Here is a 15376-nt window from a genome sequence, read left to right as displayed (position 1 = left end):
TCCTGATGGGGAACTCAATGTCGTTCATCGGCCGTGACATGGCTGTCGACCTCGGGACCGCCAACACGCTGGTGTACGTCAGGGGTCGCGGGATCGTACTCAACGAGCCGTCCGTCGTCGCGATCAACACGAACACCGGTGGCATCCTCGCGGTCGGCGCCGAGGCGAAGAAGATGATCGGGCGCACCCCCGGCAACATCGTGGCCGTACGTCCGCTCAAGGACGGCGTCATCGCGGACTTCGAGATCACCGAGCGGATGCTCCGCTACTTCATCCTGAAGATCCACAAGCGGCGGTACCTGGCCCGGCCGCGGGTCGTGGTCTGCGTGCCCTCCGGCATCACCGGCGTCGAGCGCCGCGCTGTCATCGAGGCCTCCTCGCAGGCCGGCGCGCGCCAGGTGCACATCATCGAGGAGCCCATGGCCGCGGCCATCGGATCCGGCCTGCCGGTCCACGAGGCCACGGGCAACATGGTGGTGGACATCGGCGGCGGCACCACGGAGGTCGCGGTCATCTCGCTCGGTGGCATCGTCACCGCCCAGTCCATCCGCGTGGCCGGCGACGAGCTGGACAACGCGATCATCCAGCACGTCAAGAAGGAGTACAGCCTTCTGCTGGGCGAGCGGACGGCCGAGCAGATCAAGATCACGATCGGTTCGGCGTACGAGCTCGAGGCCGACGAACACACCGAGATCCGCGGCCGGGACCTGGTCTCCGGACTGCCGAAGACCGTCGTCATCTCGGCCGCCGAGGTCCGCAAGGCGATCGAGGAACCGGTCAACGCGATCGTCGACGCGGTCAAGACCACCCTCGACAAGTGCCCGCCGGAGCTGTCCGGCGACATCATGGACCGGGGCATCGTGCTGACCGGCGGCGGCGCGCTGCTGCGCGGTCTGGACGAGCGGCTGCGCCGGGAGACCGGCATGCCGATCCACATCGCCGAGGACCCGCTGGACAGCGTGGCGCTCGGCTCGGGCAAGTGCGTCGAGGAGTTCGAGGCGCTCCAGCAGGTCCTGGACGCCCAGCCGCGGCGATGACGCAACTTTTCGATTCCGCCGTACGAGATGATCTTCTCTCGTACGGCGGATCGTTGATATAGAGGCATAAGCCTCCACAAAATGGGCCCCTTGGGTGCGCGCTCGGCCGTTTCGCGCCTCGGGGGGCCACCCGATTCCTACGAGGAAGGGCACGGCCGCCGCACGTGAGGGACACGAAAGAGAGCCGGCTGCTCCTGGTGCTGCTGATCGCCGTCGCGTTCGCGCTGATCACAGTGGACATCCGCGGCGGGGAGAACTCCCCGGTGGACGGCGCCCGACGGGCGGCCGCCACCGTCTTCGGCCCGATCGAGAACGGCGTGGCGGGCGCGGTGAACCCGGTCGGCGACGCGGTCTCCGCGGTCCGCGACTCCGGGGGCCGCCACGACCGGCTCGCCGCGCTGGAGAAGGAGAACGCGGCGCTCAAGGCCGAGCTGGGCAGCGACGACCGCAACCGCAGCCGCCTCGGCCAGCTGGACCGGATGCTGAAGCTGGCCGGCGAGGGCCAGTACGGCATCAAGGGCGCCCAGGTCATCGCCATAGGAGCCGCGCAGGGCTTCTCCTGGACCGTCACCATCGACGCCGGCGCCAACGACGGCATCCAGCGCGACATGACCGTCCTCAACGCCGACGGTCTGGTCGGCCGGGTCACCACCGTCGGCCCCGACTCCGCCACCGTGTTGCTCGCCAACGACCCCGACTTCACCGTCGGGACCCGCATGGAGGGCAGCGACGAACTCGGCTTCGCCGCCGGCCAGGGTGACCGCCCGATGCGCGTCCAGCTCCTCAACGGCAAGGCGGAGGTGAAGAAGGGCGACCGGCTCGTCACCTTCGGCTCACAGGCCGACAAGCCCTTCGTGCCCGGAGTCCCGGTCGGCGTCGTCTCCCGCGTCGACCCCTCCGGCGGCGACCTCACCCGCACCGTCTACGTCACGCCGTACGTCGGCTTCACCAAGCTCGACGTCGTCGGCGTCGTCGTGCAGGGCCCCAAGAAGGACCCGCGCGACACGGTCCTGCCGCCCAAGCCCAAGCCGACCCCCACGCCCACCGTCACCGTGACGGTCACGCCCAGCCCGACGGCCGGCGCCGACGCCCGCGGACGCGGTGACGACGTCCGCGGCCGGGGCGACGAGCAGTCCACCGCCGACGACCAGCTGCAGTAGGAGCGAGAAGTCCTCATGCGCCTCAACCGGATCCTGCTCTCCACCGCGCTGGTCGTCGTCGCCCTGGTGATCCAGGTGAGCGTCCTGGCCCGGCTCCATCTGCCCGGCGCGGTCCCCGACCTGCTGCTGCTCACCGTCCTCGGCCTCGCCATGGTCTACGGCCACGTCGGCGGCGCCCTCGTCGGATTCGGCGCCGGACTGCTCGCCGACATCGCCCCGCCCGCCGACCACGCGGCCGGCCGCTACGCCCTGGTGCTGTGCGTCATCGGCTACTTCGCCGGGCTCATCAAGCCCGAGACCGGCCAGGTGAAGTCGGCCGTCGGCCCGATGGCCGTCGTGGTCGCCGCCGCCCTCGGCTCCACCCTGCTGTACGCCGGGGTGGGCGCCCTGGTCGGCGACACCGCCGCCCGCCACGTCGGCCTGCCCGGCCTGCTCGTCAGCGCCGCCGTCTACGACCTGCTGCTCGCCCCGTTCGTGGTGCCCGGCATCATGGCGCTGGCCCGCCGCGCCGACAACGACCCGCTCGCCGAGACCGGCTCCGCCGCCAAGCAGGGCGACATCTCCTCCGGCTGGCTGTCCTCCGGCACCGGGCTGCGCATCGGCGGCCAGCGCGGGGCGCTGGGCGGCCTGAAGACCAAGGCCCGCGCCCGCACCACCCGGGTCGGCCGCATCAAGGGGGTCAAGCGGCTGTGAGCCACGGAGAGTTCACCCGAACGGGGATGTCCCGGCGGAACGCCGGCTCACAGGTCCGTCGTTCATCATCCGTACGCGCGCACACGTCCGCACGCTGAGAGGGGGAGGCAGCTCCAGTGACCAACATCCCCGAGACCGGACGGACCCCAAGGGTCCAGACCCGGCTCGTCGTCATCCAGATCCTCGTCCTCTCACTGCTCGGCACCCTCGGCGGCCGGCTGTGGTACCTCCAGATCCGCGAGGGCGCCCAGTACCAGAAGGAGGCGTCCGGCAACCACGTCCAGCAGGTCGTCCAGCCCGCCGTGCGCGGCTCGATCCTGGACGCGCGCGGCGTGCCGCTCGCCGACAACGAGACCCGCCTGGTGGTCTCCGCCTCCCGCACCGACCTGCTCAAGCAGAAGGACGACGGCAAGGCGGTCCTCACCAAGCTGGCCGGCGTCCTCGGCATGGACCCGCAGGAGGTCATGCAGAAGGTCCGGCTGTGCGACGCCAAGACCCCCCAGCCCTGCTGGAACGGCTCGCCGTACCAGCCCATCCCCATCACCGACGAGGCCACCGCCAAGCAGGCCCTGCAGATCCGCGAGCGCACCGAGGACTTCCCCGGCATCACCGCCGAACCGGAGGCCGTGCGGCGCTACGCGGCCCCGGGCAAGTCCAACACCGCGCAGGTCCTCGGCTATCTCTCGCCGGTCACCGACGAGGAGATCCAGGCGGCCAAGGACACCTCCTCGCCCTATCTGCGCTCCGACATGGTCGGCCGCACCGGTCTTGAACGCCAGTACGACAAGGAGCTGCGCGGCAAGGCGGGCGTCACCCGCTACGAGGTCGACAACCTCGGCCGCGTCATCGGCAAGGCCAAGTCCGACGCCGCCCAGCCCGGTGCGAACCTGGTCACCAGCATCGACGCCCGGGTCCAGCGGGTCGCCGAGTACGAGCTGGACAAGGCGATGAAGGCCGCCCGTCAGCAGTACGACAAGATCACCGGCACCAACTACAAGGCGGACTCCGGCGCCGTCGTCGTCATGGAGGCCAAGACCGGCCGGGTCGTGGCCATGGCGTCCGCGCCCACCTACGACCCCAACGTCTGGGTCGGCGGCATCTCCGCCAAGGACTACAAGGCCCTCACCGGCAAGGACTCCGACTACCCGCTGCTGAACCGCGCCATACAGGGTCAGTCCGCGCCCGGCTCGACCTTCAAGGTGGTCTCCACGGCCGCCGCCGTCGAGGCCGGCTACGCCTTCAACGGCAACTACCCCTGCACCAGCTCGTACTCCGTCGGCAACCAGGTCTTCAAGAACTTCGAGGGCGAGAACTTCGGCCCCATCTCCCTCGGCCGCGCCCTTGAGGTCTCCTGCGACACCGTCTTCTACGGCCTCGCGGACAACGAGTGGAAGAAGGACGGCGGCATCAACCCCAAGAAGGGCCAGCCCAAGGACTACTTCTTCAAGGCCGCCCACCAGTTCGGCCTCGGCAAGGAGACCGGCCTCGACCTGCCCGGCGAGGTCAGCGGCCGCGTCCCCGACCGCCGGTGGAAGCAGGACTACTGGGAGATCAACAAGGACGCCTGGTGCAAGTCCGGCAAGAAGAACGGCAGTTACGTCGAGAAGATCGCCTACGAGAACTGCCTCGAAGGCAACAAGATGCGTGAGGGCGACGCGATCAACTACTCCATCGGCCAGGGCGACACACTCGTCACACCGATCCAGGAGGCCGTGATCTACGGCGCCATCTCCAACGGCGGCACCATGTACACCCCGACCATCGGCAAGGCCGTCGTCAGCGCCGACGGCAAGCAGGTCACCGAGATCAAGCCGAAGTCGAGCGGCAAGCTCCCCATCACCAAGGCCGCCCGCGACATGATGGACCAGGCCCTGGCGGCCGTGACCACCCGCGGTACCGCCGCCTGGAAGTTCACCGGCTGGCCGCAGAACAAGATCCCGCTGCACGCCAAGACCGGCACCGCCGAGGTCTACGGCAAGCAGACCACCTCCTGGCTGGCCACCTACAGCAAGGACTACTCGGTCATCATGACCATCTCCCAGGCCGGTACGGGCTCGGGCGCCTCCGGTGAGGCCGTGCGCAACATCTACAGCGCCATGTACGGCGTCCAGGCCGACGGCTCCATCGACAACAAGAAGGCCCTGCTGCCCACGCCGCAGACGAGCCTGCCGAAGGTCCAGGCCGACGGCACCATCACCGCCCCGAAGATCTCCGGCGACCCGGCCAAGGACCAGGAGGCCGTCGCCAAGCAGGTCGCCCAGCAGGGCGGCACCACCGCCCCCCAGGACGACCAGGGGACGGCGGCCACGACCAACACGCCCCCGGACGGCAACCGGGACACCCGCAGGCGCAGGCGCCGTGGGGGAAGCCGGAGGACGGCCGCATGACCGGCGCCAACAGCTTCTCCGTCTCCGGCTACGGCCCCGACCGGGCCGGCTGGACGCGGCTCTTCGCCCGCGACTCCGTCACCCGCCGCCTCGACTGGCCGATGCTCCTGTCCGCGCTCGCCCTGTCGGGCATCGGCTCCGCCCTGATCTTCTCGGCCACCCGCAACCGCACCGAGATCAACCAGGGCGACCCGTACTACTTCCTGATCCGCAACCTGATGAACACCGGCATCGGGCTCGCCCTGATGATCGGCACCATCTGGCTCGGCCACCGCGCCCTGCGCAACGCCGTGCCGGTCCTCTACGGCGCCTCGGTGCTCGGCATCCTGCTGGTGCTCACCCCTCTCGGCGCCACCATCAACGGCAGCCGCAACTGGATCGTGCTCGGCGGCGGCTTCTCCATCCAGCCCTCGGAGTTCGTGAAGATCACGATCATCCTGGGAATGGCGATGATGCTCGCCGCGCGGGTCGACGCCGGTGACAAGCCGTACCCCGACCACCGCACGGTGCTCCAGTCCCTCGGGCTGTCCGCGGTGCCCATCCTGATCGTGCTGCTCATGCCCGACCTCGGCACGGTCCTGGTGCTGGTCACCATCATCCTGGGCGCGCTGCTCGCCTCCGGCGCCTCCAACCGCTGGGTCTTCGGCCTGCTCGCCGCGGGCGTACTCGGCTGCGTCGCCATCTGGCAGCTGCACATCCTGGACCAGTACCAGATCAACCGCTTCGCGGCCTTCGCCAACCCCAGCCTCGACCCCTCCGGCGTCGGCTACAACACCAACCAGGCCCGTATCGCGATCGGTTCGGGCGGCCTGACCGGCGCGGGGCTCTTCCACGGCTCCCAGACCACCGGCCAGTTCGTCCCCGAACAGCAGACCGACTTCGTCTTCACGGTCGCCGGCGAGGAACTGGGCTTCGCCGGCGCCGGCCTGATCATCGTGCTGCTCGGCGTCGTCCTGTGGCGCGCCTGCCGCATCGCCCGGGAGACCACCGAGCTGTACGGCACGGTCGTGGCCGCCGGGATCGTCGCCTGGTTCGCCTTCCAGGCCTTCGAGAACATCGGCATGACGCTGGGCATCATGCCGGTCACCGGCCTGCCCCTGCCGTTCGTCTCCTACGGCGGCTCGTCGATGTTCGTGGTCTGGGTGGCGGTCGGCCTGCTCCAGTCCATCCGGGTCCAGCGGCCGATGTCGGCGTGAGCGGGGGACGTACGCCGGCGCGGCCTCGGGCCTGACGGCCCGGGGCTCCGGCCGCGCGGTCCCGGCGTCCGGCCGTGCGGACCGGGCGCCCGGTCGGGTTACGCTTGATGGTCACCCTCCCCCGGCCTCCGGCAGGGGGCACCACCAGTCAGCTCACGAAGGTAACCCCCGCGATGTCTGTCGAGTCGGTCTTCCCACAGCTCGAGGCCCTGCTCCCGCATGTGCAGAAGCCGATCCAGTACGTAGGCGGTGAGCTCAACTCCACCGTCAAGCCGTGGGACAGCTGTGACGTCCGCTGGGCGCTCATGTACCCGGACGCGTACGAGGTCGGCCTGCCCAACCAGGGCGTCATGATCCTCTACGAGGTACTCAACGAGCAGGACGGCGTCCTGGCCGAGCGCACCTACAGCGTGTGGCCCGACCTGGAGGCGCTGATGCGGGAGCACGGCGTCCCGCAGTTCACGGTGGACAGCCACCGCCCGGTGAAGGCCTTCGACGTGTTCGGCCTGTCCTTCTCCACGGAGCTGGGCTACACGAACATGCTCACCGCCCTGGAGCTGGCCGGCATCCCGCTGGAGTCCAAGGACCGCACGATCGACGACCCGATCGTCCTCGCGGGCGGCCACGCGGCCTTCAACCCCGAGCCGATCGCCGACTTCATCGACGCCGCCGTCATCGGCGACGGCGAGCAGGCCGTCCTCGACATGACCCGGATCATCCGCGAGTGGAAGGCCGAGGGCCGTCCCGGCGGCCGCGAGGAGGTCCTCCTGCGGCTGGCGAAGACCGGCGGCGTCTACATCCCCGGCTTCTACGACGTCGAGTACCTGCCCGACGGCCGTATCGCCCGTGTGGTCCCCAACCGCTCCGGCGTGCCGTGGCGCGTCTCCAAGCACACCGTGATGGACCTGGACGAGTGGCCCTACCCCAAGCAGCCGCTGGTCCCGCTGGCCGAGACCGTCCACGAGCGGATGTCGGTGGAGATCTTCCGCGGCTGCACGCGCGGCTGCCGCTTCTGCCAGGCGGGCATGATCACCCGCCCGGTGCGCGAGCGCTCCATCACCGGCATCGGCGAGATGGTCGAGGCCGGACTGAAGGCGACCGGCTTCGAGGAGGTCGGCCTGCTCTCCCTGTCCTCCGCGGACCACAGCGAGATCGGCGACATCGCCAAGGGCCTCGCCGACCGCTACGAAGAGGACAAGATCGGCCTCTCGCTGCCCTCCACCCGCGTGGACGCCTTCAACGTGGACCTGGCCAACGAGCTCACCCGCAACGGCCGCCGCTCGGGCCTGACCTTCGCCCCCGAGGGCGGCTCCGAGCGCATGCGCAAGGTCATCAACAAGATGGTCTCCGAGGAGGACCTGATCCGCACCGTCGCCACCGCCTACGGCAACGGCTGGCGCCAGGTGAAGCTGTACTTCATGTGCGGCCTGCCCACCGAGACCGACGACGACGTGCTGCAGATCGCCGACATGGCCACCCACGTCATCGCCAAGGGCCGCGAGGTCTCCGGCTCCAACGACATCCGCTGCACGGTCTCCATCGGCGGTTTCGTCCCCAAGCCGCACACCCCCTTCCAGTGGGCGCCCCAGCTCTCCGCCGAGGAGACCGACGCGCGCCTGCAGAAGCTGCGGGACAAGATCCGCGGTGACAAGAAGTACGGCCGCTCCATCGGCTTCCGCTACCACGACGGCAAGCCCGGCATCGTCGAGGGCCTGCTCTCCCGCGGCGACCGCCGCATCGGCGCGGTGATCCGCGAGGTCTACGAGGACGGCGGCCGCTTCGACGGCTGGCGCGAGCACTTCTCCTACGACCGCTGGATGGCCTGCGCGGACAAGGCGCTGGCCCCCTTCGGCGTCGACGTCGACTGGTACACCACCCGCGAGCGCTCCTACGAGGAGGTCCTGCCCTGGGACCACCTGGACTCCGGCCTGGACAAGGACTGGCTCTGGGAGGACTGGCAGGACGCCCTCGACGAGACCGAGGTCGAGGACTGCCGCTGGACCCCGTGCTTCGACTGCGGCGTCTGCCCGGCCATGGACACCAGCATCCAGATCGGCCCCACCGGCAAGAAGCTGCTCCCGCTGACCGTGAAGCAGCCGGCCGGCTCCGGACACGCGCACTGAGCGACCGGGAATGAAGCGGGCCGCACTGTCACCGAGGTGACGGGGCGGCCCGCTTCGTCGTCGCGGGACGGATCCGGGCGTCCGGCGCTCGCGTCGTCGCCGGTATGGAACTGGAGAAACCGGAAGCGGCCGCGCGGGAGGCCGAGGGGTGTCTCGTGGCGGCGGTGCGGGTGCCGGTGCGGATCGTGGTGCTGGTGCTCGTGGTGCCCGTCCGTGTCCTGTGGGACGTCCTCGTCGCCGGCGGACGGCGCCTGCGTGACCGTGTGCTGCGGCCGCTGGGGCGGGCACTGTTCGTGTGGCCGTGGGTGCGGCTGTGGCGGTACGTCGTCGTACCGGTGGGCCGCGCGCTCGCCCGGCTCGGGCGGGTTCTCGTCGTCGTGCCGCTCGTCCGGGTGTACCGCTGGGTGCTAACGCCGGTCGGCCGTGCGCTCGCGTGGGTCGCGCGGGGGACCGGGGCGGTGCTGGGCCGGGTGTACGCGCGTGTGCTCACGCCGGTCGGGCGCGCGTGCGCGTGGGTGCTGGGGGGACTCGGGCCGGTGCTCGTCGCGGTCGGCGCCGCGCTGTACGCGGGGGCGGCCCGGCTCGCGCGGTGGCTCGTCGTCGTACCGGCGCCATGGCTGTACCGGTGGGCCCTCGCGCCGGTCGGGCGCGCCGTCGCCTGGTGCGCGCGGGGGCTGTGCTGGCTGCTGGGGCTGCTCGTCACCGGGATCGGCGTGGTCCTGTACCGGGTCTGCCGGCTGCTGCTCGTGCTTCCCGCGCTCGCCCTGTGGCGCTGGGTGCTCGTCCCCGTGGGCCGTGCCCTCGCCGTCCTCGGGCGGGAGGCCGCCGACGCGCTCCGGTACGCCTGGCGGGTGGGCGGACGCGTCTCGCGCGCCCTCGGGCGGCTGCCGGCGACCCTGCTGCGGTGGACGGTCGTGACGCCCGCGCGCTGGACGTACCGCACCGTGCTCACCCCGGTCGGGCGCCTCGTCCGGGACGCCGTGCTGCGCCCGGCGGGCCGGGCCGCGCGCGCCGCCGGCCGCGCCGCCCGCCAGGTCCTGGACGCGGCTCGTGGGACCGTACGGCGGACCGGGGCCGACATCCGCCGGGCGCTGCTCGTGGAGGCCGCCCCGGCAGCCCGGCGGGAACCCGTCGTGGCCGAGACGCGTACCCTGGAGGGCAGGACCGGGCGCGAAGCGTCCCCGCGGCCGCGGGGGTGACCGAGCGCCGCACCTGAGCGCTCCCCGCCCACGCGGGGGCGGCGCCGCGGTCCGTCCGCCGTACACAAGGAGAAGTTCCACTGGGCAAGCGACAGCCCGAAGGCCCGCCGCCCGCACCCGCGGTGCAGCGCATCCGACTGCGTTACACCAAGCGCGGCCGCCTCCGGTTCACCAGCCACCGTGACTTCCAGCGCGCCTTCGAGCGTGCGCTGCGCCGCGCCGAGGTGCCGATGGCGTACTCGGCGGGTTTCACACCGCACCCGAAGGTCTCCTACGCCAATGCCGCACCCACCGGCACGGGCAGTGAGGCGGAGTACCTGGAGATCGCGCTCACCGCGCCCCGCGACCCGGAGCGGCTGCGCGACCTCCTCGACGAGTCGCTGCCCGACGGGCTCGACATCGTCGAGGCGGTCGAGGCCCGCACGTCGGGACTCGCCGACCGGCTGACCGCTTCCGTGTGGGAGCTGCGGCTGGAGGGCGTGGACCCGGCCGAGGCCGACCGCGCGGTGGCGGCCTTCGCGGGCGCCACGAGCGTCGAGGTGCAGCGCCTGACCAAGAACGGCATGCGCACCTTCGACGCCCGCCCGGCGGTCGTGAGCCTTCAGAGCGCGGAAACGCGTGGTGCGGCGGCTGATAGGCCGACCGACCAGCCCTGTGCGATACTGCGGCTGGTTGTTCGGCACGTGACGCCTGCCGTACGACCCGACGACGTCCTGTCCGGTCTCCGCGCCGTGGCCGACCTGGCGCCGCCGGTCCCCGTAGCGGTGACCAGGCTGGCGCAGGGGCTGCTCGATGAAGAGACCGGCACGGTGACCGACCCGCTCGCGCCCGACCGCGAGGCAGACCCGGCCGCCCCGGCCGCTTCACCAGGGGCCGCCGGCGCCGCCGCCGCGAAGGCGTCTGCGTAGGGAAGGTTCCGTAGGGACGGACGTCGAAGCGTCGCCCTCGTACTCGGGAGCCACCTGGGTCGGGCAGCGCACCGACCACAAGACTTTCGCCAGGCCGTACGCGACAAGGCGTACGGAACCGGCGAGACAGGACACAGACAGCTCCCGTGTGGCGCCCGCGCCCCGGACGGCGGCCATCGCGCACCGCGCGGCCGCGGACGTCAACGGTGTTCGACCGACACGGTCGTACACCGGACCAGGCGCGGCGCCCGGGAGCCTGACGGGAGATTCGCCCGCATGCTCGAACCGACCGAGCCCACCAAGGGTTCCGAAGAACTGAACACCCCGAGCGACACCCTGCCGCCGCGACGCCGGCGCCGTGCCGCTTCCCGGCCGGCGGGCCCGCCGGCCGGCACCGCCGCCGAGGCGGCGGCCGAGGTGACCGCGCCCGCCATAGCGCCCGCCGACTCCGCCGAACTCGCGGCGGAGACCGAGCCGGTGGAGCAGGCCGCGGTCGAGGAGCCCGCGCCGCCGCGCCGTACGCGCCGCCGGGCCTCCGCGCCGACCGGGGCGCCGAAGGCCGCCGAGGCCGCGGCGAGCGCCGAGACCGTGGTGCCGAACGCCGCCGACAGCGACGCGGCCGCCGCGCCGGCCGTCGACGAGACCTCCGCCGGTTCGGTGGAGTCCGGCGAGGCCGCCGCCCCGCGGCGCACCCGCCGCCGGGCCACGCGCAGCGTGACCGCGCCCGCCGAGACGGCCGTCCCCGCCGCGACCGCGGACAGCGCCACGAGCGCGGAGAGCGCCGCCCCGGCACAGCAGGCACCCGCCGAGGTCCCGGCCGAGGCCGCCGCCGAGGCGCCCGCGCCGGCCCGCCGCACACGTCGTCGTGCCTCTTCCCCCGCCGGCGCGCCGCAGCCGACCGAGGCCGCCGCGCCCGCCGAGGCCCCGGCCGCCCCGGCCGAGGCCGCCGCCGAAGCCCCCGCCGCCCCGGCCGAGGCTCCCGCCGAGGAGGCCGCGCCGAAGGGCCGTACACGCCGCCGGGCCACCCGCAAGGCGACCGCGCCCGCCGGCCAGGCCGAGAGCGACGTCGCCGAGACGGTGGCCGAGGCCCCGCAGGCCCCCGCCGTCGAGGCCGCCGCCCAGGAGCCGGAGCCCGCCGTCGCCGAGGAGCCCGCCGAGGAGGCGGCCCCGCCGCGGACCCGCCGCCGCGCCACGCGCCGCGCCACCGCGCCGTCCGGCGCTCCGGAGACCGCCGTGAGCGAACCCGCCGCCGAGGCGCCCGAGGCCACGAAGGCCCCCGCCGCCGAAGCCCCGAAGGCCCCCGAGGCCGCGCCCGCCGAGGCCGTCGAGGAGGCGGGGCCGCGCCGTGGCCGCCGCCGCGTCGTACGGCGTGCGGCGACCGGGTTCTCCGAGCCCGCCGCCAAGTCCGGCGCCGCGCGGGCCGAGGCCGCCGAGGCCGAGTCGACGCGCCGGCCCGCGCGCCCGTCCGTGGCCGTGTTCCAGCCGCCGGTCTTCGCCGAGCCGAAGTTCCAGACCCCGCAGCGGGCCGCCGCCGAAGCGGCCGCCGAGGCAGCGGAGGCCGAGGAGCCGGAGGAGACCGAAGAGGCCGTCGCGCAGGAGCAGGCGGAGCAGTCCGAGCAGACCGGGGCCCGGCGTCGCCGCCGGCGTCGTGGCGCCGCGCAGGGCGAGGAGCCCGAGGCGGCCCCGGCCGTCGCGGAGGACGAGACCGAGGCCGACGAAGCCGAAGAGACCGAGGAGCCCGAGGACGGCGCCGAGGGCGACGACGGCGAGGAGGGCGCCTCGCGCCGCCGCCGCCGTCGCGGTGGCCGTCGCCGCCGCCGGGGCGAGAGCGCCGAGGCCGGCGGTGACGAGGACGCGGAGGAGAGCGGGGAGCTCGCCGCCGCGCAGGCCGCCGAGGACGCGGAGGACACCGCCGAGCAGATCGAGGAGGACGCCGAGGACTCCGAGGAGTCCGCCGAGGACGAGGAGCACGCGGCCGGCGGCAGCAGCAGCCGGCGTCGCCGCCGGCGCCGTCGCCGCGCCGGTGACAGCGCCCCGGAGGCCGAGCCGTCCTCCGACGACCCCGAGCGCACCGTCGTCAAGGTCCGCGAGCCGCGCAAGAAGGACGAGCGGCCCTCCGACGAGGTGCAGTCCATCAAGGGCTCGACCCGTCTGGAGGCCAAGAAGCAGCGCCGCCGCGAGGGCCGCGAGCAGGGCCGCCGCCGCGTCCCGATCATCACCGAGGCCGAGTTCCTGGCCCGCCGCGAGGCCGTCGAGCGCGTGATGGTGGTCCGCCAGCACGGCGACCGCACCCAGATCGGCGTCCTCGAGGACGACGTGCTCGTCGAGCACTACGTCAACAAGGAGCAGGCCGTCTCCTACGTCGGCAACGTCTACCTCGGCAAGGTGCAGAACGTCCTGCCGTCGATGGAGGCCGCCTTCATCGACATCGGCAAGGGCCGCAACGCCGTGCTGTACGCGGGCGAGGTCAACTTCGAGGCGCTCGGCATGTCCGGCGGCCCGCGCCGCATCGAGTCCGCCCTGAAGTCCGGCCAGTCGGTCCTGGTGCAGGTCACCAAGGACCCGATCGGCCACAAGGGCGCCCGCCTCACCAGCCAGGTCTCCCTGCCGGGCCGCTACCTCGTGTACGTGCCCGAGGGCTCGATGACCGGCATCAGCCGCAAGCTGCCCGACACCGAGCGGGCCCGGCTGAAGACCATCCTCAAGAAGATCGTCCCCGAGGACGCGGGCGTCATCGTGCGCACCGCCGCCGAGGGCGCGAGCGAGGAGGAGCTGCGCCGGGACGTCGAGCGGCTCCAGGCGCAGTGGGAGGAGATCAAGAAGAAGTCGAAGAACGGCGGCAGCGCGCCGACGCTGCTGTACGGCGAGCCGGACATGACCGTCCGGGTCGTGCGCGACATCTTCAACGAGGACTTCTCCAAGGTCATCGTCAGCGGCGACGAGGCGTGGCAGACCATCCACGGCTACGTCTCGCACGTCGCCCCCGACCTCGCCCCGCGCCTGTCGCGCTGGACGAGCGAGGTGGACGTCTTCGCCACGTACCGGATCGACGAGCAGCTCGCCAAGGCGCTGGACCGCAAGGTCTGGCTGCCCAGCGGCGGTTCGCTGGTGATCGACCGGACCGAGGCGATGGTCGTCATCGACGTCAACACCGGCAAGTTCACCGGCCAGGGCGGCAACCTGGAGGAGACGGTCACCAGGAACAACCTGGAGGCGGCCGAGGAGATCGTGCGCCAGCTGCGGCTGCGCGACCTCGGCGGCATCATCGTGATCGACTTCATCGACATGGTGCTGGAGTCCAACCGGGACCTGGTGCTGCGCCGGCTGCTGGAGTGCCTGGGCCGGGACCGCACCAAGCACCAGGTGGCCGAGGTCACCTCGCTGGGCCTGGTGCAGATGACCCGCAAGCGGGTCGGCCAGGGCCTGCTGGAGTCCTTCTCCGAGACCTGCGTCCACTGCAACGGCCGCGGTGTCATCGTCCACATGGAGCAGCCCTCCGCCGGCGGTGGTGGCGGCAAGCGCCGCAAGCGCGCCCGGGCCGGCGCCGAGCCGCACGAGCACGAGCACGAGGCCGTGGCGGCCGTCGCGGTGAGCGCCGAGGAGGAGGCCGAGACGGAAGCGGAGGTCGCCGCCGAGGTCGCCGTGCCGGCCGCGCTGCCCGCGCCCGAGATGGCGCCGGACGAGGAGCTGTACAGCAGCATCGCCGAGGCGGAGGCCGCGGCGTCCCGGGGCCGTGGCCGGCGCCGGGCGAGCCGCCGGGCGTCCGCTCCCGCGGGCGCGCCGAGGGCGATGGCCGACGGCGCCGCTCCGGCGCCCACGGCGCAGGACGTCACCGCCGAGCGGGAGACCGAGCGCCCGGTGCGCCCGGAGCCCGCCGCCGAGGCGCAGGCCGAGCCCGTGGCCGTCGAGGACCCGGTGGTCCCGGCCGCCCCGGCCGAGGCTCCCGCCGAGGAGGCGGCGCCGAAGGGCCGTACGCGCCGTCGGGCGACCCGCAAGGTGTCGGCGCCCGCCGGTTCCCCCGCGGGGGCCGAGGCGGCGGTCGTGACGGTGCCGGAGGCGGCCCGTGCGCAGGAGGCCCCCGAGGCCCCGGCGGCGGAGCGGCCCGAGGCTCCGGCCGAGGCCGTGGCCGAGGCGCCCGCGGAGCCCGCCGCCCCGGCGCGTCCGCGTCGCCGCGCGGTGCGCAAGGCCACGGCGCCGACCGCGCCCGAGGAGACGGCCGTCGTGGTCGTCCCGGCGGCGCCGGCGGAGCCCGAGCCGGAGCCGGTCGAGCCGCAGGCCGCTGAGGCGGCGGAGGCGCCCGAGGCAGGCGAGGCGGGCGACGTCCCGGCCAAGAAGACGGCCCGCAAGGCCGCCAAGAAGGCCACGGCGAAGAAGGCCGCCACCAAGAAGACGGCGGCCGCCAAGAAGACCGCCGCGAAGAAGACGACGGCCAAGAAGGCGGCGAAGACCGCCAAGACGGCCACGGCCGCGAAGAAGCCGGCGTCGAAGAAGACCGCGGCGGCGCGCCAGTCGTCGCCGTCCGTCTCGGCCTCGGCCGACGAGTGAGCGGCGCGGACCCCGCGGGGGGGCCCCCCGGGGGGGGGCGGCCCCCGGGGGGGGGCCGGGGGCCCCCCCGCCCCGGGCCCGCCCCCCCCGGGGGGGGGGCCGCCCCCCCGGGGGCCCCCCCCCCGCCC

9 protein-coding genes are annotated in these 15376 nt (G+C 73.2%); all 9 read left to right on the top strand.

Features of this window, described 5'->3' with window-relative positions:
• Positions 1–17: 17 nt before the first annotated feature.
• The 9 genes from ACH5A8_RS03650 to ACH5A8_RS03610 all read left to right on the top strand — a co-directional run bounded on the left by ACH5A8_RS03650 (position 18) and on the right by ACH5A8_RS03610 (position 15248).
• Positions 18–1037 (top strand): rod shape-determining protein, encoded by a 1020-nt coding sequence (locus ACH5A8_RS03650; protein WP_019983803.1) that lies wholly within the window; start codon positions 18–20, stop codon positions 1035–1037.
• Positions 1038–1201: 164 nt separating this feature from the next.
• Positions 1202–2197: a rod shape-determining protein MreC gene (gene mreC, locus ACH5A8_RS03645; RefSeq protein ID WP_398997501.1), complete on the top strand. Its 996-nt coding sequence runs from the start codon at positions 1202–1204 to the stop codon at positions 2195–2197.
• Between the two features lie 15 nt (positions 2198–2212).
• Positions 2213–2890 (top strand): rod shape-determining protein MreD, encoded by a 678-nt coding sequence (gene mreD / locus ACH5A8_RS03640; protein ID WP_396318891.1) that lies wholly within the window; start codon positions 2213–2215, stop codon positions 2888–2890.
• A gap of 116 nt (positions 2891–3006) precedes the next feature.
• The gene (gene mrdA, locus ACH5A8_RS03635) at positions 3007–5277 is read left to right on the top strand and encodes a penicillin-binding protein 2 (RefSeq protein WP_398997499.1); all 2271 of its coding nucleotides are present in this window, start codon (positions 3007–3009) and stop codon (positions 5275–5277) included.
• Entirely contained in the window at positions 5274–6473 is a 1200-nt protein-coding gene (rodA, locus tag ACH5A8_RS03630) for a rod shape-determining protein RodA (RefSeq protein ID WP_398997497.1), read from the top strand. The genes mrdA and rodA overlap by 4 nt, the downstream gene beginning before the upstream one ends.
• A 173-nt stretch (positions 6474–6646) precedes the next feature.
• Positions 6647–8596, top strand: a complete 1950-nt coding sequence (locus ACH5A8_RS03625) for a TIGR03960 family B12-binding radical SAM protein (protein ID WP_398997495.1) — start codon at positions 6647–6649, stop codon at positions 8594–8596.
• A gap of 104 nt (positions 8597–8700) precedes the next feature.
• Positions 8701–9795, top strand: coding sequence for a hypothetical protein (locus ACH5A8_RS03620; protein ID WP_398997493.1), 1095 nt, complete (start codon positions 8701–8703; stop codon positions 9793–9795).
• Positions 9796–9917: 122 nt separating this feature from the next.
• A complete protein-coding gene (locus tag ACH5A8_RS03615) occupies positions 9918–10703 on the top strand; it encodes a TIGR03936 family radical SAM-associated protein (RefSeq protein WP_398997491.1) in 786 nt (261 codons plus the stop codon).
• 276 nt (positions 10704–10979) lie between these two features.
• On the top strand, positions 10980–15248 hold the full coding sequence (locus tag ACH5A8_RS03610) for a ribonuclease E/G (RefSeq protein WP_398997489.1): 4269 nt from the start codon (positions 10980–10982) through the stop codon (positions 15246–15248).
• Positions 15249–15376: the final 128 nt, after the last annotated feature.

The sequence above is a fragment of the Streptomyces sp. NPDC018610 genome (assembly GCF_044391765.1).
Classification (GTDB): domain Bacteria; phylum Actinomycetota; class Actinomycetes; order Streptomycetales; family Streptomycetaceae; genus Streptomyces.
Note: the sequence above shows the minus strand (reverse complement) of the source record. Positions and strands in the feature narration are given on the sequence as shown.